Raw genomic sequence first — 19747 nt, forward strand, 5'->3', positions numbered from 1 at the left:
CACGGCTATGATCTGCCATGATTTCTGGACCACATCACAACAGCTGCTTGCCATGCGAATCCTGGTAGTCGAAGACAACACCGAATTGGCGCAATGGCTGGGGCGCACCCTGCGCAAAGAACAATACACCGTGGACTGCATCGACAACGGCGCGGATGCTGACTTCGCCCTGAAGTCTGAAAAGTACAACCTGATCATCCTCGATCTCGCCCTACCCAAGCTGGACGGAAAAGAAGTGTTGCGACGCCTGCGGGCGCGCGATGACCAGACGCCGGTGCTGATCCTGACCGCCAACAACACGATCCAGAGCCGGGTGAGCAAACTCGACCAGGGCGCAGACGACTACATGGCCAAACCCTTTGAGATCGAAGAACTCGAAGCGCGTATCCGCATGCTCTTGCGGCGATCGTCAGGCCAGGCCAGCCCCCTCATTGCCTGCGGCGATCTGAGCTACAACACGAACACGCGTGAGTTCCATATTTCACAGCAGCTGCTGGCGTTAACACCCCGGGAGCGCGCGGTGCTGGAGATGCTGCTACGCAAGTCGGGCACCACCGTCACAAAACATGCGCTGGCACAAAGCCTGTTTTCCTTGAGCGAGGATGCGTCCACCGACGCCATCGAGATCTACGTACACCGCTTGCGCAAGAAACTGGAGCACAGCTCCGCGCAAATCATGACATTGCGCGGATTGGGCTACCTGCTGCGCCCGGCCGGGAATGAATAGCAGCCTTCGAAGGCAATTGTTGGCCTGGGTTTTGTTGCCCCTGATTTGCGCCGTCGCGGTGGATACCTGGCTCACCTTCAAGAGTTCAGTGGATACGGCCTCCGTCGTGCAGGACCGGCTGTTGCTGGGCTCCGCGCGGATGATTGCCCAGCAGATCAGCTTTGAAGATGGCTCATTCCAGCACCAGATACCACCGGCCGCACTGGAGCTTTTCCAGTCGGAGGAGTCCGACCGGATTTTTTATCGCGTGACCACCGGCGCCGGACAGCTGCTGTCGGGCTACACCGATCTGCCAGTGCCCGTCCTGGATTCTTCACCCGATTCACCTTTCTTCTTCGGTGCCACCATGCGCGGTGAACCGGTGCGCGTGGTCGCTTTTTTCCAGCCGGTCATTGGCAACCCTTCGGTCCTGCCAGTGGTCGTGGAAGTGGCGCAAACCACGCGTGCCCACAAGCAACTCACCAACAAGCTGTGGCTGCACGCGGTGGGGCAACAGTTGCTGATATTGGCCCTGGTCACCATCTTCATTTTGTTTGGCCTGCACCGCGGCCTGCAACCCTTGATTCGGCTGCGCAACGATGTGCGCTCACGCAAGGAGGGTTCACTGCAACGGCTGCAAACCAACCGGATTCCAGCCGAATTGACGCCCCTGGTGGACTCATTCAACGACTACATCCAGCGCCTGGAAAACTACACCAGCCGTCGCGGCGCCTTTATCCAGAATGCGGCACACCAACTGCGTACCCCGCTGGCCGTATTGACAACCCAAATCAGCGATGCTCTGCGCGCTGAAAACAAGGAAATCGGCGACAGGTCGCTGATTGCAGCACACAGGACACTGCAGCAAACCGGGCGGCTGGTCAATCAGTTTTTGACTCTGTCTTCTGCGGAAGCCTACGTCGCCGCCAAGACGCTGATGTCGACGCAGGAGTGCTGCGACATCGTGCAGGGGATTCTGGAAGACCTGGCCGTTCAGGCCCACAGCAAGAACATCGATTTGGGCTTTGAACGCATCGGCGGCGACACCGTCATTTCATCTGACCCCGCTGCGTTTCGGGAAATTGCTGTCAACATCATCGACAACGCCATTCGCTACACGCCAGCTCACGGCGTGGTTACCGTGCGGGTGCAGTCAACCGAGGGGAAAATTGCCTTGGCTGTTGAAGACAATGGACCGGGCGTGCCGCTTGAGAGCCAGGAGAAAATCTTTCAACGCTTCTACCGCATAGGCGGTACAGACTCTGCGGGTAGCGGCCTCGGTCTTGCCATCGTCAAAGAGCTCGCGTCCCAATGTGGGGCCACCATCCGGTTGGCTGCCCCCGCCCATGGGGGCAGCGGACTCTTGATCGTCATCGATTTCTTCTGAGAATGCCTCCCTGTTGGCAACAGGAGCGCAGTGGTGGGTGCGGGCTGATCTGCTGACGGGTTTGGGTGTCTGGGTTTGATTCCTCTGTGGCCAGCAGCCTTATATGCTATTGTTTTAATAGCTGCATGCCAAGATAACACGGGGGCTAGAGGTAAAAATTCCTTGTAATCCAACGCAAACGGATCCGCCGGGTCTGCCCATCATTTCACAGCCGTCGACAAGTCAACGCTTCGCGCCTTAGAGGCCCGCCATTCGCAACCACCATGCTTTCCGGTGGAACTAGGCCGACATCCCTAATAATTGCTGCAGTGCAACAAAAATTCCCCACGCCTTCGGATTCTCCCTATAATTCAGGTGATGTTGCACTGCAACATAAATAGCGGGACGCGGCTTTCACTGAGCAGGCACCCGATTCGCCTCACCCATCAAGGAAACCGACATGAACACCACCGCCGAACAATTCATCGCAACAAACAAAGCCAATCTGCAAGCACTGCAAGGCTTCACCACCCAGGCTTTTGCCGGCATCGAGAAACTGGTCGAGCTCAACCTGGCGGCCTCCAAGGCTGCCTTGGGCGAGTCCTTCAACCATGTCCAGGCTGCGCTGGGTGCCAAAGATGCCCAACAGTTGCTGGCTCTGCAATCTGGCCTGGTCAAGCCTCTGACCGAGAAGTCTGCCGCCTACGTTCAGCATGTTCAGACCATTGTGACTGGCAGCGGTGCTGAATTTACCAAGGCTGTTGAAGCCAAGACGGCCGAAGCACAAAAGGCATTCGACAGCGTGCTGGAAAACCTGACCAAGAACGCGCCTGCTGGCAGCGAAACCGCTGTGGCCGCCTTCAAGAACGCTTTGACCTCCGGTCAAAATGCACTCGAGTCGGCTCAGGCTCAAGCCAAGAAAGCGCTTGCAACGGCTCAGGCCAACTTCACGGCAGCCGCCACCCAGACCGCCGATGCAGTCAAGAAAGCCACTAAAGTAGCTTAATGGCCAACTGCCTGCGGGCAGTGCGCATCAAGCGGCACCTGCGGGTGCCGTTTGTGTTTTCGCCGTCAGCAATTCATGAAATCCAGGCGGAGGGCCTGTTTCCGCATGAAAACTCGATGAGAGAACAATCAGCACTTCCGCTGTGAAATTGCTACACATTCAGGAGCATATTAGGCAGGAGATACGAGGGCTAGAGGCCAGTTTTATATAAATTATTCGGGATTCTGGCCCCAGCCGGGGCATCGGCTGGAGCGCAAAGCCAGATATCGCCAGCGATGGCGTTGACTCAAGCGCCGGCCGGAAGCATGCGCAGCAAGGTGTTGTCCCGAACCACATAGTGGTGATACAGGGCGGCGACGGTATGCAAACCGATCAGGAAGTAACCCGCAGTGCCACCGGTCTCATGGATGATCTGGATGAACTCCGCCATATCTTGGCTCTTGCTGATGAGCGCCGGCAGGTGCAGGCCGAAGAATGGGATCGGCTTTCCGGACGCGCTGAGAAGCAGCCATCCTGCCAGCGGCATGCCAATCATGAGCACATAAAGCCCAATCTGCACGAGTCTGGCTGACAGCGTCTGCAACTTGGGTGGATTGGGCTTGATCGGAGGGGGCGAAGTCGTCATACGGACCATCAGGCGCACCACGACCAGTGCAAAAAAGGTCAGGCCCAGCATGAAGTGCCAGGCTCGCGGAACGCTCACATTCGGAAAATAACCGCGCAGTTCCATGCAGGCATACACCGCCGCAAGCAGCAGCAGCATGACCCAGTGCAGCCCGATGGACAGTGATCCGTATCGTTTCGTGTTTTTCCTCAAACTCATCGTATTCCTTCAAAATAATAAAAAAAATGGGATAGGGAGCTTTCATCACTGCTCCTCTCTGCACCACGCCAGCGAATGGCGAGGGGCTTACTTTTGCGCGAACGGTTGCGGCTTGGGCGTCATGTCGGAAGATGGCGGCAGCATCGGCAGCTTGAAGTTCGGCTGCTCACCGGTGAGCGTCTTCAGGAAGGCGACGATCTTGGCGTTCTCGTCGCCCGTGAACTTCTTGCCCAGTTGGAGGCGGCCCATGGTGTCGACAGCTTCGCTCAGCGTGTTGGCGGCGCCGTCATGGAAGTAGGGATAGGTCATTTCCACATTGCGCAGCGTGGGCACCTTGAAGTTGAAGCGATCGGCATCCTTGCCGGTGACCGCAAAGCGGCCTTCGGCGGGGTTCGACGTCTGGTAAGGCGCGACGACACCCATCTTCTGGTAGGAACTGCCGCCTGCGGCCGGGCCGTTATGACAGGCAACGCAACCACTGTCCTTGAAGAGCTTGTAGCCGGCTTGTTCATTCGCTGACAGCGCCTTTTGGTCGCCCGCCAACCACTTGTCGAAGCGCGAGTTCGGCGTGACCAGGGTCTCTTCGAATGCGGCAATCGCCTTGGTGACTTGCTCGATGCCGATCCTGTCGGTGCCGAAGGACTTTTTGAAGTCGGCAACATAAGCGGGAATCGACTGCAGCACCTCGACGGCGAGACCGTGGGTAGAGCCCATTTCGCCCGGGTTGTCGATCGGGCCGCCGGCCTGCGCCTGCAAATCCTTGGCGCGGCCGTCCCAGAACTGGGCGATGTTCATACTGGCATTGAGCACGGTGGGGGCATTGATCGGGCCTTCGTTCCACTTGTGACCGATGGACGTCTTCAGGTTGTCGGTGCCGCCCATCGACAGGTTGTGGCAGGAGTTGCAGGAGATGAAGCCTGATTTCGACAGGCGCGGATCGAAGAAGAGCTTTTTGCCGAGCTCGACCAGGGCCGGGTTGGTGACCTTGGCGGCTGATATGGGCTTGATGGGTTCATTCATCGCTCCCCAGGCGATGTTGACGCCAGTTAGCGCAACGCTAACGGCAAGGATACGGATTCTCATGTCGGACCTCCAATTGGATTGGGTTTTTATAAATAGGCAACGTTGATGAACGATAAGGTCAAATTCTTAGAGCTTTCTTAAGAATTGCCGACAGTTGTAACGAAAGGTAGTTTGCGTAGGCACAAAATAGGCGCAAATTCAGGAGATTGGCCGATCAAGTCAGCTTCAACTGTTGCCACTGCCTGGCGCAGCAGATCCGCTGGGTTGGTCACCAGCGTCAGCTTGGCCGGTATGGCCGGCCAAGCGTGCGGGCGATGTCGGCCGCCATCACGATCCCGCCTGATGCGTGCAGATGACGTACTCGGATGTTTTTTTACATCAAGACACAGAAGATGGGCATTCAAACAGCCTGGCCTGCTTCGATGGCATCGGCCGCTACCTTGGCCGGTTGACGACACTATCCTGGCCGGGTGGAGCCCTGCACCGGGCGGGTCCGGGAGGCGGGGCTACCGTTAGACCTTCAACATATACCGAAGGTCAACGACATGCCCGGCAAGAGAATCACGGCCCACCCAGTGCACCAGTACAAGCAACACCGCAACAAGCTCAGCCAGGTCGCTGCTGCGCCAAACCATTGCCATCAGCCTCGAACAGAGCTTAAGCATACGGGCCATAGGGCTCATGCGGCGGGAGTACACAGCCAAACAGCCGCCTTGGTCGGCAACGTTACTCAGGCTGCGGGTCACGGTGGCTGCGACCTGCGCAGTTGGTGCAATCAAAAAACTCAGCGCACCATCCCCTGAGTAAGCGACAAGGCTTGCGCGGCCTGATGCAAATAGCCGCGCACCCGTTCCAGTTCCGGACCAATGTGGCGGTCGATGCGCCGGATGTACGGGCAGGTCAGCGTGGCCAGCGCGCTGTTGTCCGGCCCCAGGATCGGGTACGAGATGTCCACCACACCAAAAGACTGCGCGCTGTCGCGCTCCAGGTAGCCACGGGCACGGACCTCGGTCAGCGCAGCGGCAAGAGCCTCCTCGCTGATTGGCACCTCACCGTCCACCGGTGTGTGTTCCGCACGCATGCGCTGGTAACTGCCCTGGTCACAAAACGCCAGCAGGATATGGCCGGAGGCGGTGTCGAGCAGGCCAACACGCGCGCCGCGCTGCACCGAAAAGCTCCAGCCGCGCGGGCTGTTGATTTGGGCGCTGATGAGCACATTGCCCCGGTCGTACACCCCCATATGGCAGGACTGCTCGGCCTTGCGGGCAAACTCATCCATGACCGGCAGCGCCTGATTGATCAGGCGGCTCAAGGGTGGGTGCATATGGGCCAAGGCAAACAGCTTGAGGCTCAGCGCGTAGCGGTCGCCAGAGGCGTTGCGCATCACGTATTGCCGCGCCACCAGGCGCTCCAGCATGCGGTAAATCTCATTGGCGCTGCGGTCCATTTCCTTGACGATCTCGGCCCGCGTCAGCCCCTGCGGCTGCGTGGCCAGCAGTTCCAGAATGTCCAGGCCCTTGTCCAGTGCAGGGGCGCGGTAGCGCTCATCGGCTGTTGTCAAAAGCTCAAGAGCACCGGCGACTTTCGGTCGGCGGCCGCGGGGGGAGGAAGAAGTTGCTGTCATGGAAGGGGGCAGTTGAAGATGCCGTCTTTTATAGCAGAGCTGTATCGGATTAGGGAAAGTACCAACTACTTAGCCGAAAGATTTAACCTATGATTTGAATCATAAGTGAATAATTTATTCATATTTGAATCATTAAACCGGAGTCTGAAACATGTGTCAAGGTCGTTTGGAAGGTAAAACAGTGCTCATTACTGCGGCGGCACAGGGCATTGGCCGCGCCAGCGCCTTGGCCTGCGCCGCCGAGGGTGCGCGCGTGATTGCCACCGACATCAACCAGCAGTTTCTGGACAGTCTGGCCGCAGAGCATGCCGGCATTCAAGTCGCGCAACTGGATGTGCGCAACGACGCTGCCGTGACCGCACTGGCTGCGCGCACCCCGGCGCTGGATGCCTTGTTCAACTGCGCGGGCATGGTGGCCAATGGCAGCATGCTTGAATGCAGCGAGGCCGATTGGGATTTGAGCTTTGACCTGAACGTGAAAAGCATGTTCCGCATGACGCGAGCCTTCATGCCCGCCATGCTGGCCAAAGCACAAGCGGAGAACACCAGCGTGTCCATCATCAACATGGCTTCCATGGCATCAAGCATCAAGGGCTTTGCCAACCGTTGTGCCTATGGTGCGACCAAGGCGGCGGTGATTGGGCTGACGAAATCGCTGGCGGCGGACTACGTGAAAGCCGGTTTGCGCGCCAATGCGTTGTGCCCCGGCACGGTGGATACACCGTCTTTGCGCGGGCGCATTGCCAACGCAGCAGATCCGGTGCAAGCTGAAAAAGACTTCATTGCCCGCCAACCCATGGGGCGCCTGGCGACGGTGACCGACATCACGCCGATGGTGGTATTCCTGGCGAGCGACGAGTCACGCTTTGTCACCGGGCAGACGCTGCTGGTGGACGGCGGCGTGACCATTTAACGCAATCCTGTGCAAGCAACCCACGAAGGGCCGTAGCGTGACATCCCTAATCTCTGTCAAGAACCTGAGCAAATCGTTCCCCGGTGTCAAGGCGCTGGACCAGGTGCACTTTGACTTGCGCGCTGGCGAGGTGCACGCCCTGATGGGCGAGAACGGCGCAGGCAAGTCCACCCTGATGAAGATTCTGGCGGGGGTGTACCGCAAAGACAGTGGCGAGATGCTGCTCGACGGCCAACCGGTGGAGATCGAAAGCCCGGCGCACGCGCAGTCGCTCGCCATTGGCATCGTGCACCAGGAACTGCACCTGATGAACCACCTGACAGCGGCGCAGAACATCTACCTGGGACGGGAACCGCGCCATTGTGGTGGCCTGTTTCTGGACGAGGCGCGCCTGAACCAGGACACGCAAATCCTGTTTGACCGCCTGAACCTGGCACTGGCCCCCACCACCGCCATTGGCGAACTCACGGTGGCGCGCCAGCAGATGGTGGAGATCGCCAAGGCGCTGTCGTTCAAGTCGCGCGTGCTGATCATGGACGAGCCCACTGCCGCGCTGAACAATGCCGAGATTGATGAGTTGTTTCGCATCATCCGCCAGCTCAAGAGCGAGGGCGTCGGCATTGTCTACATCTCGCACAAGATGGACGAAATCCAGCGCATTGCCGACCGCATCACCGTCATGCGTGATGGCAGCACCATCGGCACCGTGCCCGCCAGCACCCCCATGCAGCAGGTCATTGCCATGATGGTCGGGCGCAACCTGGAGCAGGCCGAAAAACACATTCCCGATACCTCCGCCAACGAGGTGCTGCTGGAGGTGCGCGGCCTCAACCGGGGCCGGGTGATTCGGGACGTGAACTTCAGTGTGCGCCGCGGCGAAATTTTGGGCTTTGCCGGGCTCATGGGGGCTGGCCGCACCGAGGTGGCGCGCGCCGTGTTTGGTGCCGACCCGATTGACTCGGGCGAGGTGCGGGTACGCGGTGAGCTCATTCGCCTGGCTTCACCGCAGGACGCGGTGCAGGCGGGCATTGGCTACTTGTCCGAAGACCGCAAACACTTTGGCTTGGCCACCGGCATGGACGTGGAATCCAACATCACACTGCCCAGCCTGAAGCGCTGGTTGAAGTGGGGCCTGTTTTTGAACCAGCCGGCGATTCACCACATCTCGCAGCAGATGGTGGGAAAGCTGCGCATCAAAACCCCGTCGCTGACGCAAACCGCACGCCTCCTGTCCGGCGGCAACCAGCAAAAAGTGGTGGTCGCCAAGTGGCTGGTGCAAGACTGCGACGTATTGATTTTTGACGAACCCACCCGCGGCATCGACGTGGGTGCCAAAAGCGAAATCTACAAACTGCTCAACGAACTGGCCACGCAAGGCAAGGCCATCATTGTGATTTCTTCCGAGCTGCCCGAAGTGCTGCTGTTGAGCCACCGCGTGCTGGTGATGTGTGAAGGACGCATCACAGGCGAAGTTGCGGGTGATGTCGCCACCCAGGAAACCCTGATGGCACTGGCCACACGCCGCGAATCCCTGGCGAGCACCGTGCACTGACCCATAAGACCCAAGGCAAACCCATCATGACCCAACCCACCTCTTCTTCCTCCTGGCTGGCCCGTTTGAGCGGCGACCAAGCCAAACAAAAGCTGCTGGCATTTGCCAGCCTGATTGCGCTGATCGCCGTGTTCACCGTACTCAAACCCGATGCCTTCATGACGCAGGACAACATCATTGGCATCCTGCAGTCCACCACCGTGATTGGTGTGCTGGCCATTGCCAGCACCTTCATCATCATCACCTCGGGCATTGACCTGTCGGTGGGCGTGCTGATGACGTTTTGCGCCGTGATGGCAGGCGTGTTCATGGTCAACCTGGGATTGCCCATGCCGCTGGGCATCGTCTGCGCCCTGGCCATGGGCGCGCTGTCGGGCTGCTTGTCGGGCCTGGCCATCACCAAGCTGCGGGTGCCGCCGTTCATTGCCACGCTGGGCATGATGATGATGCTCAAGGGCAGCTCGCTCATCATTACCCAGACCCGGCCGATTTACTTCAGTGATGTCGCGGGCTTTGACCAGATCGCCCTGGGCTCGCTGATTGGCGACTTGATCCCTTCACTGCCCATCCCCAACGGCGTGCTGATCCTGTTTCTGGTGGCGGTGGTGTGCGCGGTGATCCTGAACAAAACCGCCCTGGGCCGCTACACCTTTGCCTTGGGCAGCAATGAAGAGGCGGTGCGCTTGTCAGGTGTCAATGTCAACCGTTGGAAGATCATCATCTACGCCTTTTCCGGAGGCATTTGTGGCATTGCCGGCTTGCTGATTGCCTCACGTCTGAATTCAGCGCAACCCGCGCTGGGCCAGGGCTACGAGCTCGATGCGATTGCGGCAGTGGTGATTGGTGGCACGTCGCTCAGCGGCGGTGTCGGCACGATTTTGGGCACCCTCATCGGCGCTTTCATCATGAGCGTGCTGATCAATGGACTGCGCATCATGTCGGTCGCCCAGGAGTGGCAAATGGTGCTGACCGGGCTGATCATCATCCTGGCGGTCTACACCGACAACCTGCGGCGCAACAAGAAGTAAGGAGACTGCCTGCCCCCCCAAACCACTAACCTTCACCCACGTGATTCCTTGATTTCTCACTCATATTTATATCGATATTTTTTCAAGAGACAAACCATGAACGCAAAAAGAAAACTGCTGGCTTTGACCGCCAGCCTGGCCCTGGCAGGTTTTGCCAGCATCGCATCCGCCCAAGATGTCTACATTCCGCTGATCTCCAAAGGCTTTCAGCACCAGTTCTGGCAAGCAGTGAAACAAGGCGCTGACCAGGCCGGCAAAGACTTCAAGGTCAAGGTCACGTTTGAAGGCCCCGAGACCGAGCAGCAAGTGGACAAGCAAATCGACATGCTGTCTGCTGCCTTGGCTAAAAAGCCCGCCGCCATTGGCTTTGCAGCGCTCGACAGCAAGGCGGCTATTCCGCTGCTGAAAAAAGCCCAGGCCGCCCACATCCCGGTGATTGCGTTTGACTCCGGCGTGGACAGCGACATTGTGCTGACCACCGCACAAACCGACAGCAAGGCAGCCGCCGCATTGGCCGCCGACAAAATGGCTGAAAAAATTGGCGGCGAAGGTGAAGTGGCTGTGATTGGGCACGACCAGACCAGCACCACCGGCACCGGCCGCCGCGATGGTTTTGTGAATCAGATCAAGGCCAAGTACCCCAAGATCAAGGTGGTGGACATTCAGTACGGCGGTGGCGACCACCTCAAGTCAGCTGAAATTGCCAAGACCCTGATGCAAGCCCACCCCAAGCTCAAAGGCATCTTCGGCACCAACGAGGGTTCTGCCATTGGCGCCGGCAAGGGCTTGAAAGAAGCCAAGAAAACCGGTGTGGTCATCATTGGTTTTGACTCCGGCAAAGCCCAAAAGGACATGATCAACGACGGCACGATTGCGGGCGCGATCACCCAAAACCCGGTTGGCATTGGTTACAAAACCGTGGAAGCAGCTGTGAAGGCACTCAAGGGCGAGAAGTTGCCCAAGATCATCGACACCGGCTTCTACTACTACGACAAGTCGAACATGAAGGACGCCAAGATTGCGGCCGTTCTTTACGATTGATCCAAGCGATTTAGCGCCAACATTACAGAAAAATACGTCCATTCCTTACACCAAGAAATTTTGAAAATGAACTCGACATCTAGCAAACAAGCACCAACGTCTCAAGATACACGAATCTTGTGCCTGACCCGTAAACACAGCGTCTATGCAACTGGCCTCGGACTTCTCCTCACAACTTTTTGTGCAAGCTCGCACGCAGAAATCGCCATCAATGTTCCGAATGCAAATCTTTCGATTTACGGCCGTGTCGCAAGTGGTGTGTCCTATGTCGACAACATTGGCGCAGCCGGCGACAGCGTCTTTCGCGCAGCAAGCAATGAATGGGGGACCAGTTTGCTCGGCCTGAACGGTTCCAAAGAAATTGCACCCGGCATCCAAGGGCAAATCAAATTGGAAACCGGGTTTAGTGCAGCGAACGGTAACAGCAATGCAGGCAATCTCTTTAGCCGCTTTGCAACTGTTGGCATTAAGAGCAATACCATGGGAACTATCGAATTTGGGCGTTCACTGGCCTACAGCAACGACGCGTGGTCTCTGGACCCGATGGGGATGAACTGGTCCGGGGTGGACTCGTTGTCCAAAGGGCATAACTGGGGTACATGGAATAACACCGTGGGTTACCGCAGCCCGAACCTGAGCGGCTTCGAGGCAGGTCTGCAGCTTTCCTTGGGCGGGCAGGCAGGTAACAATTCCGCAGGTCGCAGCCTGGCTGCCTCCTTGAGTTACACACACGCAAACCTGAATGTCCGGGCGATCTACGATGAGACACGCGACGCAAACGGAAAATTGTCTGATTTGTTCAATGCATCAAGTGAATACATCGTCGGTGCAACTTACAAGATTCAATCGACGACCTTGTTTGCCGCCTACAACCGGATCTCTGCGTCCGATGCTGCTTCGGGCACGGACACTGCAATGGACCATAGTTGGGTCGGTGTCAACTATCAGCTCAACCCCGATAACCTCGTCCGAGTGGGTCTATTTACTGCCAAGACTGACGTGACAAATGCAAAGGCGAATTTGTACACGGTCGGTTGGGACCATAAGGTCAATGATGCTTTGTCCTTATGGGCAAGCGCAGCGCTCATGGACAACAACAAAAACGCTGCCTTCCCTGCTGTCGGCTACTGGCAGGATGCTCCAGCGCCCGGAGCAACACAGCACGGGATCAATGCGGGCTTCATCTACGTATTCTGAACCGGGACTGCATTGAGCAGTGCAAATCCGCACCCGCGCCAGCCAGTTGCCCGAAGGATCTCTGGCGCAGGGGCGGTATGGAAGCTGCCAGGATCCGTGCTGGTCCTGGCAGCTGGTTCATACGGTAAGAAGACACACTGTAGGTACTGGAAAGATGTGGGTTCACCCCATTTTGTTTAACTTTGAGGACAAGAGATGAAATTACTACGCTACGGATTGCCAGGTCAGGAAAAACCCGGTGTATTGGATGCCCAGGGGCGCGTGCGCGACCTCTCAGGGGTGATTACCGATGTGGCGGGCGCGGTCCTGCTGCCCGAGAGCCTGGCGCGTTTGCGTGGCGTGAACATGGAGAGCTTGCCCCTGGTGGCAGGCACACCGCAAAAAGACTTGCGCCTGGGAGCCTGCGTGGGCAAGGTGGGCAAGTTCATTTGCATCGGCCTGAATTACTCTGACCACGCGGCCGAGAGCGGCATGCAGGTGCCGCCAGAACCGGTGGTATTCAACAAATGGACCAGCGCCATCGTCGGGCCTGACGATGCGGTGGAGATTCCCCGTGGCTCGGTGAAGACCGACTGGGAAGTGGAGCTCGGTGTGGTTATCGGCCAAGGTGGCCGCTACATTGAGGAAGCTGATGCCTTGTCGCACGTGGCGGGCTACTGCGTGGTCAACGATGTGTCGGAACGCGAATTCCAGCTCGATCGCAGTGGCACCTGGGACAAGGGCAAGGGTTGCGACACCTTTGGCCCCACCGGCCCCTGGCTGGTCACCGCCGATGAAGTGCCTGACCCGCAAGCCCTGAAGCTGTGGCTGGAGGTGGACGGCAAGCGTTATCAAGACGGCAGCACATCGACCATGGTGTACGGGGTCAAGTTCCTGATTTCCTACCTGAGCCGCTTCATGAGCCTGCAGCCCGGCGACATCATTTCCACCGGCACCCCACCCGGTGTCGGGCTGGGGCAAAAGCCGCCGGTTTACCTGCGCGCCGGACAAACCATGCACCTGGGCATTGAAGGCTTGGGGCACCAAACACAAACGACAGTACAAGCCTGACATGAGCAAAATCATCAACATGCGCGTCATCGACGTGCGCTTCCCCACGTCCCAGCATCTGGATGGGTCGGATGCCATGAACCCGGACCCGGACTACTCCGCGGCCTATGTGATTCTGGAAACCGACCAGCCCGGTCTGGAAGGCCATGGTCTGACCTTCACCATCGGGCGCGGCAACGAGATTTGCTGCGCTGCCATCGAGGCCATGCGCCATCTGGTGGTGGGCCTGGACATGGCCTGGGTGGCCGAGGACATGGGGCGCTTCTGGCGCCACATCACCTCGGACAGCCAGTTGCGCTGGATTGGCCCGGACAAGGGGGCCATCCACCTGGCCACAGGCGCGGTGGTCAACGCCGTGTGGGACTTGTGGGCCAAACAGGAATGTGTTCCGGTGTGGAAGCTGGTGTCGCGCATGAGCCCCGAAGAAATCGTCAGGCTCATCGACTTCCGCTACATCACCGACTGCATCACGCCCGAAGAAGCCTTGGCCTTGCTGAAAGAGCGGGCGGTTGGCAAAAGAGAGCGCTGGACTGCACTGGAGCGCGAGGGCTACCCCTGCTACACCACCTCCGCCGGCTGGCTGGGCTACGACGACGACAAACTGCGCCGCCTGTGCCAAGAAGCCACCGATGCGGGCTTCAACCACATCAAGCTCAAGGTGGGCCGCGACAAGGCCGACGACATTCGCCGCCTGCGTATCGCCCGCGAGGTGCTCGGGCCAGATCGCCAATTGATGATCGACGCCAACCAGGTGTGGGAGGTGAATCAGGCGGTGCAATGGGTGCGCGAACTGGCCTTTGCCAAACCCTGGTTCATCGAGGAGCCGACCAGCCCGGACGACATTGAAGGCCACCGCGTGATCCGCGAAGGTGTGTACCCGGTCAAAGTGGCGACGGGCGAGATGTGCCAGAACCGCATCATCTTCAAGCAGCTCATCATGCGCGGCGCGATTGATGTGGTGCAAATCGACTCCTGCCGCCTGGGCGGCGTGAATGAAATACTGGCCGTGATGCTGATGGCGGCCAAGTACAACTTGCCGGTCTGCCCGCATGCCGGTGGTGTCGGACTGTGCGAATACGTGCAGCACCTGTCCATGATCGACTACCTGTGTATTGCCGGCACCCGTGAGGGCCGTGTGATCGAGTTTGTGGACCACCTGCATGAGCACTTTTTGAACCCCTGCGTCATTCGTGATGCAGCCTACATGCCACCCCAGGCGGCGGGCTTTTCCATCGAGATGAAGCCTGAGTCCCTGAAACACTACGAGTTCAAAGCCAAGGCGTGATGAAAATCGACACCCACCAGCACTACTGGCATTACCACGCGCAGGACTTTCCGTGGATCAGCGACAGCATGCCGCAGTTGCAGCGCGACTGTCTGCCTGCGGATTGCGAGGCGGCCAGGCGCGCGGCGGGGGTGGACGGCGTGGTGGCGGTGCAGGCGCGCACCCTGCCTGAGGAAACCGACTTTTTGCTGCATCTGGCCGATACACACCCCGAAGTGGTGGGTGTGGTGGGTTGGGCCGACCTGGGCGCAGCGGACCTGAAACACCGTTTGGAGCCATGGTGTGAGCACGCTGCATTCAAGGGCCTGCGCCATATCCTGCAAGACGAGGCGGACGTGGCGGCCTGGGTCAATGCCGCGGCGGTCAACCACGGCATGCAACTGCTGCAACAGCGCCAACTGGTCTACGACGTGCTGGTGTTTGAACACCAGTTACCCACGGTCATCGAGTTTTGCGCCCGGCACGACGCGCATTGGCTGGTGCTGGACCATGTGGGAAAACCGGCCTTGCGTGACTGGGGCCCCAAGCGCGAACAGTCCCGCCCGTGGGCCGACAGCTTAAGCAAACTGGCCGCCCTGCCCCATGTGATGTGCAAACTCTCGGGACTGGTGACCGAGACGCACTGGAATCACGGTCAGGGCCTGTCCCTGGCCGATGCCCAAAATATCTGGGCCTGCTTTGATCAGGCGCTGGACGCTTTCGGCCCCGAGCGCCTGATGTATGGCTCGGACTGGCCGGTGTGCCAACTTTCCTCACCGTACGATGCGGTGCATGGACTGGCCCAGACCTGGGCGAAAACAGCGCTGACGCCCTCCGGGCAGGAAGCCTTTTGGAGTGGCAACGCCTTGCGTTGTTACGGCCTCAAATTGCCAACAGTGACAGACTAAACACCAACCGAGGAAACCCATGGATTTGCATTTGAAAGACAAGGTGGTCATCGTCACTGGAGGTGCCAGCGGCATTGGTGCGGCCATCTCGCTGACGCTGGCGCAAGAGGGGGCGATTCCCGTCATCCTGGGCAAAAGCCCGATGCCGGCGGAGTTCGCCCAGCAATTGCTGGCGCTTGCCGCCAGGCAACTCTTCATTCAGGTCGAGCTGTCGGATGATGCGGCCTGCCGTGCTGCGGTTGAGCAGGTGGTGCGCGACCTGGGCCGCGTGGACGGCCTGGTGAACAACGCCGGCATCAACGACAACGTTGGCCTGGACGCCGGGCGTGATGCCTTTGTGGGCTCACTGGAGCGCAACCTGATTCACTACTACGTGATGGCGCACTACTGCGTGCCGCACCTCAAAGCCAGCAAGGGCGCCATCGTCAACGTGTCGTCCAAGACCGCTGTCACCGGCCAGGGCAACACCAGCGGCTATTGCGCCTCCAAGGGGGCGCAGCTGTCGCTGACCCGTGAGTGGGCGGCGGCGCTGCTGGGTGATGGCGTGCGGGTGAATGCGGTGATACCGGCGGAGGTGATGACGCCTCTGTACGCGCGCTGGATCAACAGCTTTGACGACGCGCAAGAAAAACTGTCCAGCATCACCCAAAAAATCCCCTTGGGCCACCGCATGACCACCTCGGAAGAAATCGCGCGCATGTGCGTTTTCCTGTTGTCTGATGCCTCGTCCCACACCACCGGGCAATGGATTTTTGTGGATGGTGGCTACACCCACTTGGACCGGGCCCTGTCCTAACGTTTGCGCTGCCCGGGAGACCCGCATCATGAAACTTGCCAATCTGAAGATCTCCCAAATTCTGTACGCCGGCTTTGGCTTGCTGGTCGTGGTGTACCTGCTGTCCAGCGCCATCAATGCCGAGATGATGCGCCGCATGCGCGCCCATCTGGATGAAATCGAAAACACCAACAACGCCCAGATCGCCATTGCGCACGAGTTGCACAAATCGGTGTCCAGAATCAGCTTGTCGGTGCGAAAAATCGTGCTGCTCAACAGTGACGAGGAAATCGCGGCAGAGGTCAACGTCTTCAAACAGGAGGTCTCAATTTACCTGAGCGTGCGTGACAAGCTGGCCAAAACCAATGGCGGAGCTGGCTCCATGGAGTCTTGGAAGAAAGTGGATGATGCCTATCAAAAGGCCGGGCCGCTGCTTGGCAGCATGTATGAAAGCGTGCAGGCGCACAGGGACTCCGAGGCCATCAAGACCCTGAAACTGCTGGGTGAGGCCATTGATGTCTGGCAAAAGGCGCTGGATGACGGTATGCAGTACCAGCAAAGCGCCAACAAACTGGCCTTTGACAACAGCGCCAAGCTCTACCAGGCAGCACTTGTGCAACTGCTGGTGGTCGCGGTGGTTGGCATCACGCTGGCCATCGGTGTCTCGGTGGGAATCGTCCGCTTGCTGGTGTCGCAACTGGGGGGCGAGCCCAAAGACGCGGCCAAGGTCGCCTTGAAAATTGGTGCTGGCGATTTGACCCAGGACATTCGCCTCAAGGCCAACGACAACATCAGCCTGATGGCCGCCATGAAAAGCATGCAAGTCAACCTGGCTCAGGTGGTGACGGCGGTGCGCAACGGGTCGGAGTCCGTTGCCACGGCGAGTTCGGAAATCGCCCATGGCAACCACGACCTGAGTGCCCGTACCGAGCAGCAAGCCAGTGCGCTCGAAGAAACCGCCGCCTCCATGGAAGAACTCGGCGCCACCGTCAAGCAAAACGCCGACAACGCACGCCAGGCCAGTCAGTTGGCCACGAGCGCCTCAACCGTGGCGATTCAGGGCGGCGAGGTCGTGGGCAAAGTCGTGGAGACCATGAGAGGCATCAACGAGGCTTCCCGAAAAATTGCCGACATCATCGGGGTGATCGACGGCATTGCCTTTCAAACCAATATCCTGGCGCTGAATGCGGCCGTGGAGGCCGCCCGCGCCGGTGAGCAGGGCCGGGGGTTTGCGGTGGTGGCCAGTGAAGTGCGCTCGCTGGCTGGGCGTTCTGCTGAGGCAGCCAAAGAAATCAAGAGCCTGATTGGTGTCAGCGTGGATCGGGTCGAACAAGGCAACCAGTTGGTTGACCAGGCTGGGGAAACCATGACCCAAGTGGTGAACGCCATTCGCCGGGTCACCGACATCGTGGCGGAAATCAGTGCCGCCAGTTCCGAACAGAGCACGGGGGTCGCCCAAGTGGGCGAAGCCGTCACCCAGATGGACCAGGCCACCCAACAAAATGCTGCCTTGGTCGAGCAGATGGCAGCGGCTGCCAGCAGTCTGCAGAGTCAGGCGCACGATCTGGTGGGCACGGTGGAGCAATTCAAGCTCTGCGCCTCCTATGCGGGCGACGCGGCAGGCAACGCTTTGCGCTTGGCGCGTTGAGGCAGGCCAGGCACCTTCATCCTTATTTTGAAACTCCGAAAGCAACCCATGCGTTATGCCCTGGCCCTGGACTTGGTGGACGATGCCCAGCGCATCTTTGACTACGAAAAAGCGCATGAGAAAATTTGGCCCGAAGTGCGTGACCACCTCTTGAGCCACGGTGTGACTGGTATGGAAATCTACCGCCTGGGCACCCGCTTGTTCATGGTGATAGAGGTTGACCCTGCTGTGTACGATGCTCAGGCCATGGCGCAGGCCTCAGCCAGTAACCCGGTCATCGTGCGCTGGGAAACCCTGATGTGGACCTACCAGGTACCCACGCCCTGGACCCCAGCCGGGGAAAAGTGGGTCGCCATGCAGCGGATTTTTGACCTGGCAAGTCAGGCCTGATGCCCGCGCCGGAGCGGCACGCCGCCGCTACAGCAAAGCACTGTTGGCCAGTCATCGTACACACCAGGACGCATTGTCAACACACCTCAGTCCACCCAGCGCCTGAACACGACGCTGGCGTTCACGCCTCCAAATCCGAATCCGTTCGACAGGGCATATTCCATTTCAACCGGGCGCGAGTAAAGTTGGACCAGGTCCATCCCCTTGCTGAGCGGGTCGGGTTCGTGCAAGTTCAGAGTGGGTGGCGCTACCTGGTGTCGCAAGGCCATCACCGTGAAGATCGCCTCAACGGCGCCGGCCGCCCCCAACAAGTGCCCGGTCGCCGATTTGCTTGAGCTGATGGCCGGACCTTTGGCCGGAGAGCCAACACTTTCTTCCGGCACGCCAAACACTGTGCGGAACGCTGCCAACTCGGCTGCATCACCGACCTGCGTGGAGGTGGCGTGTGCGTTCACATGTTGCACTTGATTCGGACTGATGCCTGCCTGCCGTAGCGCGATCTGCATCGCCCTGGCGGCCCCGTTGCCATCCTCCGGGCCGGAGGTGATGTGGTAAGCGTCGGCGCTGGTGCCGTAGCCGACCAGTTCAGCCAATGGCACAGCCCCGCGTGCCAACGCGTGCTCCAAGGATTCGATTACCAGCACGCCCGCCCCCTCGCCCACGATGAAACCGTCGCGATTGCGGTCAAAGGGCCGGGAAGCCTGTGTCGGGCAATCGTTGTAACCCGTGGAGAGCGCACGGGCGGCGGCGAAGCCGGCTTGCGTGACCAGGTTGATGGCCGCCTCGGTGCCGCCACAAACCACCACGTCCGCCTCGCCACTGCGAATCAGGCGCGCACCATCACCCAGCGCTTGCACACTGGCGGCACAAGCCGTCACTGGTGCGCCAATCGGTCCCTTGAATCCATACCGCAGGGATACATGACCCGCAGCCAAGTTGATCAAAAAAGACGGCACTGTGAAGGGCGACAGTCGACGCGGGCCACGCAGGTCGGTCGTGCGCACCGCCTCCGCAATGGCCGGGAATCCACCAATGCCCGAAGCAATGATGGTGGCTGTTCGCTCCCGCGCGTGCGGTGACTGTGCTTGCCAACCGGCTTGCTGCAAGGCCTGATCAGCAGCGGCGAGTGCGAGAACGATGAAACGATCCATTTTCTTCTGGTCCTTGCCCGACACGACACGGTCGATGTCCAGCCCTGCCTCGGCATCTTCTTGCACTGACGGAACCGTGGCACCCACCTGCGCGTCCAGTCCGCGACAGAATTCATCGGACAAGCGCCGCAGCCCGCTGGCACCAGCTGCCAGGCGTTGCCACACCGTCTCGACACCACAGCCCAGCGGTGTCACCAAACCCATGCCAGTCACGACCACGCGTTGTTTGTTCATTAGAGTAGCTCCTTTACTTATATACCGATCGGTAAGTATATGGCGCAT

General features: G+C 59.2%; 19 protein-coding genes. 15 read left to right on the plus strand and 4 right to left on the minus strand.

The genetic code is table 11. The features are described from left to right. The first annotated feature begins 52 nt into the window (after positions 1-52). The 4 genes from RFER_RS15800 (at position 53) to RFER_RS24175 (ending at position 3224) form a co-directional block, all read left to right on the plus strand. Complete coding sequence (locus RFER_RS15800; RefSeq protein ID WP_041792573.1) at positions 53-727, plus strand: response regulator; 675 nt, start codon at positions 53-55, stop codon at positions 725-727. Continuing rightward, the gene (locus RFER_RS15805; RefSeq protein WP_011465393.1) at positions 720-2093 is read left to right on the plus strand and encodes a sensor histidine kinase; all 1374 of its coding nucleotides are present in this window, start codon (positions 720-722) and stop codon (positions 2091-2093) included. The genes RFER_RS15800 and RFER_RS15805 overlap by 8 nt, the downstream gene beginning before the upstream one ends. Positions 2094-2532: 439 nt before the next feature. Beyond that, positions 2533-3078 carry a phasin family protein gene (locus RFER_RS15810; protein WP_011465394.1) on the plus strand — a complete coding sequence of 182 codons (546 nt, stop codon included), beginning with the start codon at positions 2533-2535 and terminating at the stop codon, positions 3076-3078. After that, the gene (locus RFER_RS24175; RefSeq protein ID WP_166485746.1) at positions 3078-3224 is read left to right on the plus strand and encodes a hypothetical protein; all 147 of its coding nucleotides are present in this window, start codon (positions 3078-3080) and stop codon (positions 3222-3224) included. Before RFER_RS15810 ends, RFER_RS24175 begins: the two co-directional genes overlap by 1 nt. A 140-nt stretch (positions 3225-3364) precedes the next feature. On the opposite strand, the gene RFER_RS15815 is transcribed toward RFER_RS24175, so the two are convergent. The 3 genes from RFER_RS15815 to RFER_RS15830 form a co-directional block, all read right to left on the minus strand. Then, positions 3365-3901, minus strand: a complete 537-nt coding sequence (locus RFER_RS15815) for a cytochrome b (RefSeq protein ID WP_011465395.1) — start codon at positions 3899-3901, stop codon at positions 3365-3367. 87 nt (positions 3902-3988) lie between these two features. Then, positions 3989-4984: a cytochrome-c peroxidase gene (locus RFER_RS15820; protein ID WP_011465396.1), complete on the minus strand. Its 996-nt coding sequence runs from the start codon at positions 4982-4984 to the stop codon at positions 3989-3991. Between the two features lie 724 nt (positions 4985-5708). After that, positions 5709-6548 (minus strand): IclR family transcriptional regulator, encoded by an 840-nt coding sequence (locus RFER_RS15830; protein ID WP_011465399.1) that lies wholly within the window; start codon positions 6546-6548, stop codon positions 5709-5711. A gap of 151 nt (positions 6549-6699) precedes the next feature. Between RFER_RS15830 and RFER_RS15835 the strand changes: the two genes are divergently transcribed. From RFER_RS15835 to RFER_RS15885, 11 genes are all read left to right on the plus strand, one after another. Next, positions 6700-7461 carry an SDR family oxidoreductase gene (locus tag RFER_RS15835; protein WP_011465400.1) on the plus strand — a complete coding sequence of 254 codons (762 nt, stop codon included), beginning with the start codon at positions 6700-6702 and terminating at the stop codon, positions 7459-7461. Positions 7462-7498: 37 nt separating this feature from the next. Then, complete coding sequence (locus RFER_RS15840; protein ID WP_011465401.1) at positions 7499-9013, plus strand: sugar ABC transporter ATP-binding protein; 1515 nt, start codon at positions 7499-7501, stop codon at positions 9011-9013. A gap of 26 nt (positions 9014-9039) precedes the next feature. Further along, complete coding sequence (locus RFER_RS15845) at positions 9040-10041, plus strand: ABC transporter permease (protein ID WP_011465402.1); 1002 nt, start codon at positions 9040-9042, stop codon at positions 10039-10041. 96 nt (positions 10042-10137) lie between these two features. After that, entirely contained in the window at positions 10138-11082 is a 945-nt protein-coding gene (locus RFER_RS15850; protein WP_011465403.1) for an ABC transporter substrate-binding protein, read from the plus strand. Between the two features lie 66 nt (positions 11083-11148). After that, positions 11149-12279: a porin gene (locus RFER_RS15855; RefSeq protein WP_011465404.1), complete on the plus strand. Its 1131-nt coding sequence runs from the start codon at positions 11149-11151 to the stop codon at positions 12277-12279. 195 nt (positions 12280-12474) lie between these two features. Continuing rightward, positions 12475-13329 (plus strand): fumarylacetoacetate hydrolase family protein, encoded by an 855-nt coding sequence (locus tag RFER_RS15860; RefSeq protein WP_011465405.1) that lies wholly within the window; start codon positions 12475-12477, stop codon positions 13327-13329. Between the two features lies 1 nt (position 13330). Beyond that, positions 13331-14614: an L-fuconate dehydratase gene (locus RFER_RS15865; RefSeq protein WP_011465406.1), complete on the plus strand. Its 1284-nt coding sequence runs from the start codon at positions 13331-13333 to the stop codon at positions 14612-14614. Beyond that, positions 14614-15501 (plus strand): amidohydrolase family protein, encoded by an 888-nt coding sequence (locus RFER_RS15870; RefSeq protein ID WP_011465407.1) that lies wholly within the window; start codon positions 14614-14616, stop codon positions 15499-15501. Before RFER_RS15865 ends, RFER_RS15870 begins: the two co-directional genes overlap by 1 nt. Before the next feature lie 19 nt (positions 15502-15520). After that, positions 15521-16297: an SDR family oxidoreductase gene (locus tag RFER_RS15875; RefSeq protein ID WP_011465408.1), complete on the plus strand. Its 777-nt coding sequence runs from the start codon at positions 15521-15523 to the stop codon at positions 16295-16297. Positions 16298-16325: 28 nt separating this feature from the next. Continuing rightward, on the plus strand, positions 16326-17924 hold the full coding sequence (locus RFER_RS24950; RefSeq protein WP_011465409.1) for a methyl-accepting chemotaxis protein: 1599 nt from the start codon (positions 16326-16328) through the stop codon (positions 17922-17924). Positions 17925-17972: 48 nt separating this feature from the next. Next, positions 17973-18314 carry an L-rhamnose mutarotase gene (locus tag RFER_RS15885; protein WP_011465410.1) on the plus strand — a complete coding sequence of 114 codons (342 nt, stop codon included), beginning with the start codon at positions 17973-17975 and terminating at the stop codon, positions 18312-18314. An 86-nt stretch (positions 18315-18400) separates the two neighbouring features. On the opposite strand, the gene fabF is transcribed toward RFER_RS15885, so the two are convergent. Beyond that, on the minus strand, positions 18401-19699 hold the full coding sequence (gene fabF / locus RFER_RS15890) for a beta-ketoacyl-ACP synthase II (RefSeq protein WP_011465411.1): 1299 nt from the start codon (positions 19697-19699) through the stop codon (positions 18401-18403). Positions 19700-19747 lie beyond the last annotated feature (48 nt).

The sequence above is a fragment of the Rhodoferax ferrireducens T118 genome, from assembly GCF_000013605.1.
In the GTDB taxonomy this organism is placed as follows: Bacteria; Pseudomonadota; Gammaproteobacteria; order Burkholderiales; family Burkholderiaceae_C; genus Rhodoferax; species Rhodoferax ferrireducens.

What these genes read in the sequence shown, in the direction of transcription:
- RFER_RS15835 (WP_011465400.1), top strand. Translation starts at nt 6,700, where the DNA reads ATGTGTCAAGGTCGTTTGGAAGGTAAAACAGTGCTCATTACTGCGGCG.
- RFER_RS15855 (WP_011465404.1), top strand. Translation starts at nt 11,149, where the DNA reads ATGAACTCGACATCTAGCAAACAAGCACCAACGTCTCAAGATACACGA.
- RFER_RS15815 (WP_011465395.1), bottom strand. Translation starts at nt 3,901, where the DNA reads ATGAGTTTGAGGAAAAACACGAAACGATACGGATCACTGTCCATCGGG.
- RFER_RS15870 (WP_011465407.1), top strand. Translation starts at nt 14,614, where the DNA reads ATGAAAATCGACACCCACCAGCACTACTGGCATTACCACGCGCAGGAC.
- RFER_RS15860 (WP_011465405.1), top strand. Translation starts at nt 12,475, where the DNA reads ATGAAATTACTACGCTACGGATTGCCAGGTCAGGAAAAACCCGGTGTA.
- RFER_RS15805 (WP_011465393.1), top strand. Translation starts at nt 720, where the DNA reads ATGAATAGCAGCCTTCGAAGGCAATTGTTGGCCTGGGTTTTGTTGCCC.
- RFER_RS15875 (WP_011465408.1), top strand. Translation starts at nt 15,521, where the DNA reads ATGGATTTGCATTTGAAAGACAAGGTGGTCATCGTCACTGGAGGTGCC.
- RFER_RS15810 (WP_011465394.1), top strand. Translation starts at nt 2,533, where the DNA reads ATGAACACCACCGCCGAACAATTCATCGCAACAAACAAAGCCAATCTG.
- RFER_RS15885 (WP_011465410.1), top strand. Translation starts at nt 17,973, where the DNA reads ATGCGTTATGCCCTGGCCCTGGACTTGGTGGACGATGCCCAGCGCATC.
- fabF (WP_011465411.1), bottom strand. Translation starts at nt 19,699, where the DNA reads ATGAACAAACAACGCGTGGTCGTGACTGGCATGGGTTTGGTGACACCG.
- RFER_RS15865 (WP_011465406.1), top strand. Translation starts at nt 13,331, where the DNA reads ATGAGCAAAATCATCAACATGCGCGTCATCGACGTGCGCTTCCCCACG.
- RFER_RS15850 (WP_011465403.1), top strand. Translation starts at nt 10,138, where the DNA reads ATGAACGCAAAAAGAAAACTGCTGGCTTTGACCGCCAGCCTGGCCCTG.
- RFER_RS15820 (WP_011465396.1), bottom strand. Translation starts at nt 4,984, where the DNA reads ATGAGAATCCGTATCCTTGCCGTTAGCGTTGCGCTAACTGGCGTCAAC.
- RFER_RS15830 (WP_011465399.1), bottom strand. Translation starts at nt 6,548, where the DNA reads ATGACAGCAACTTCTTCCTCCCCCCGCGGCCGCCGACCGAAAGTCGCC.
- RFER_RS24950 (WP_011465409.1), top strand. Translation starts at nt 16,326, where the DNA reads ATGAAACTTGCCAATCTGAAGATCTCCCAAATTCTGTACGCCGGCTTT.
- RFER_RS24175 (WP_166485746.1), top strand. Translation starts at nt 3,078, where the DNA reads ATGGCCAACTGCCTGCGGGCAGTGCGCATCAAGCGGCACCTGCGGGTG.
- RFER_RS15845 (WP_011465402.1), top strand. Translation starts at nt 9,040, where the DNA reads ATGACCCAACCCACCTCTTCTTCCTCCTGGCTGGCCCGTTTGAGCGGC.
- RFER_RS15800 (WP_041792573.1), top strand. Translation starts at nt 53, where the DNA reads ATGCGAATCCTGGTAGTCGAAGACAACACCGAATTGGCGCAATGGCTG.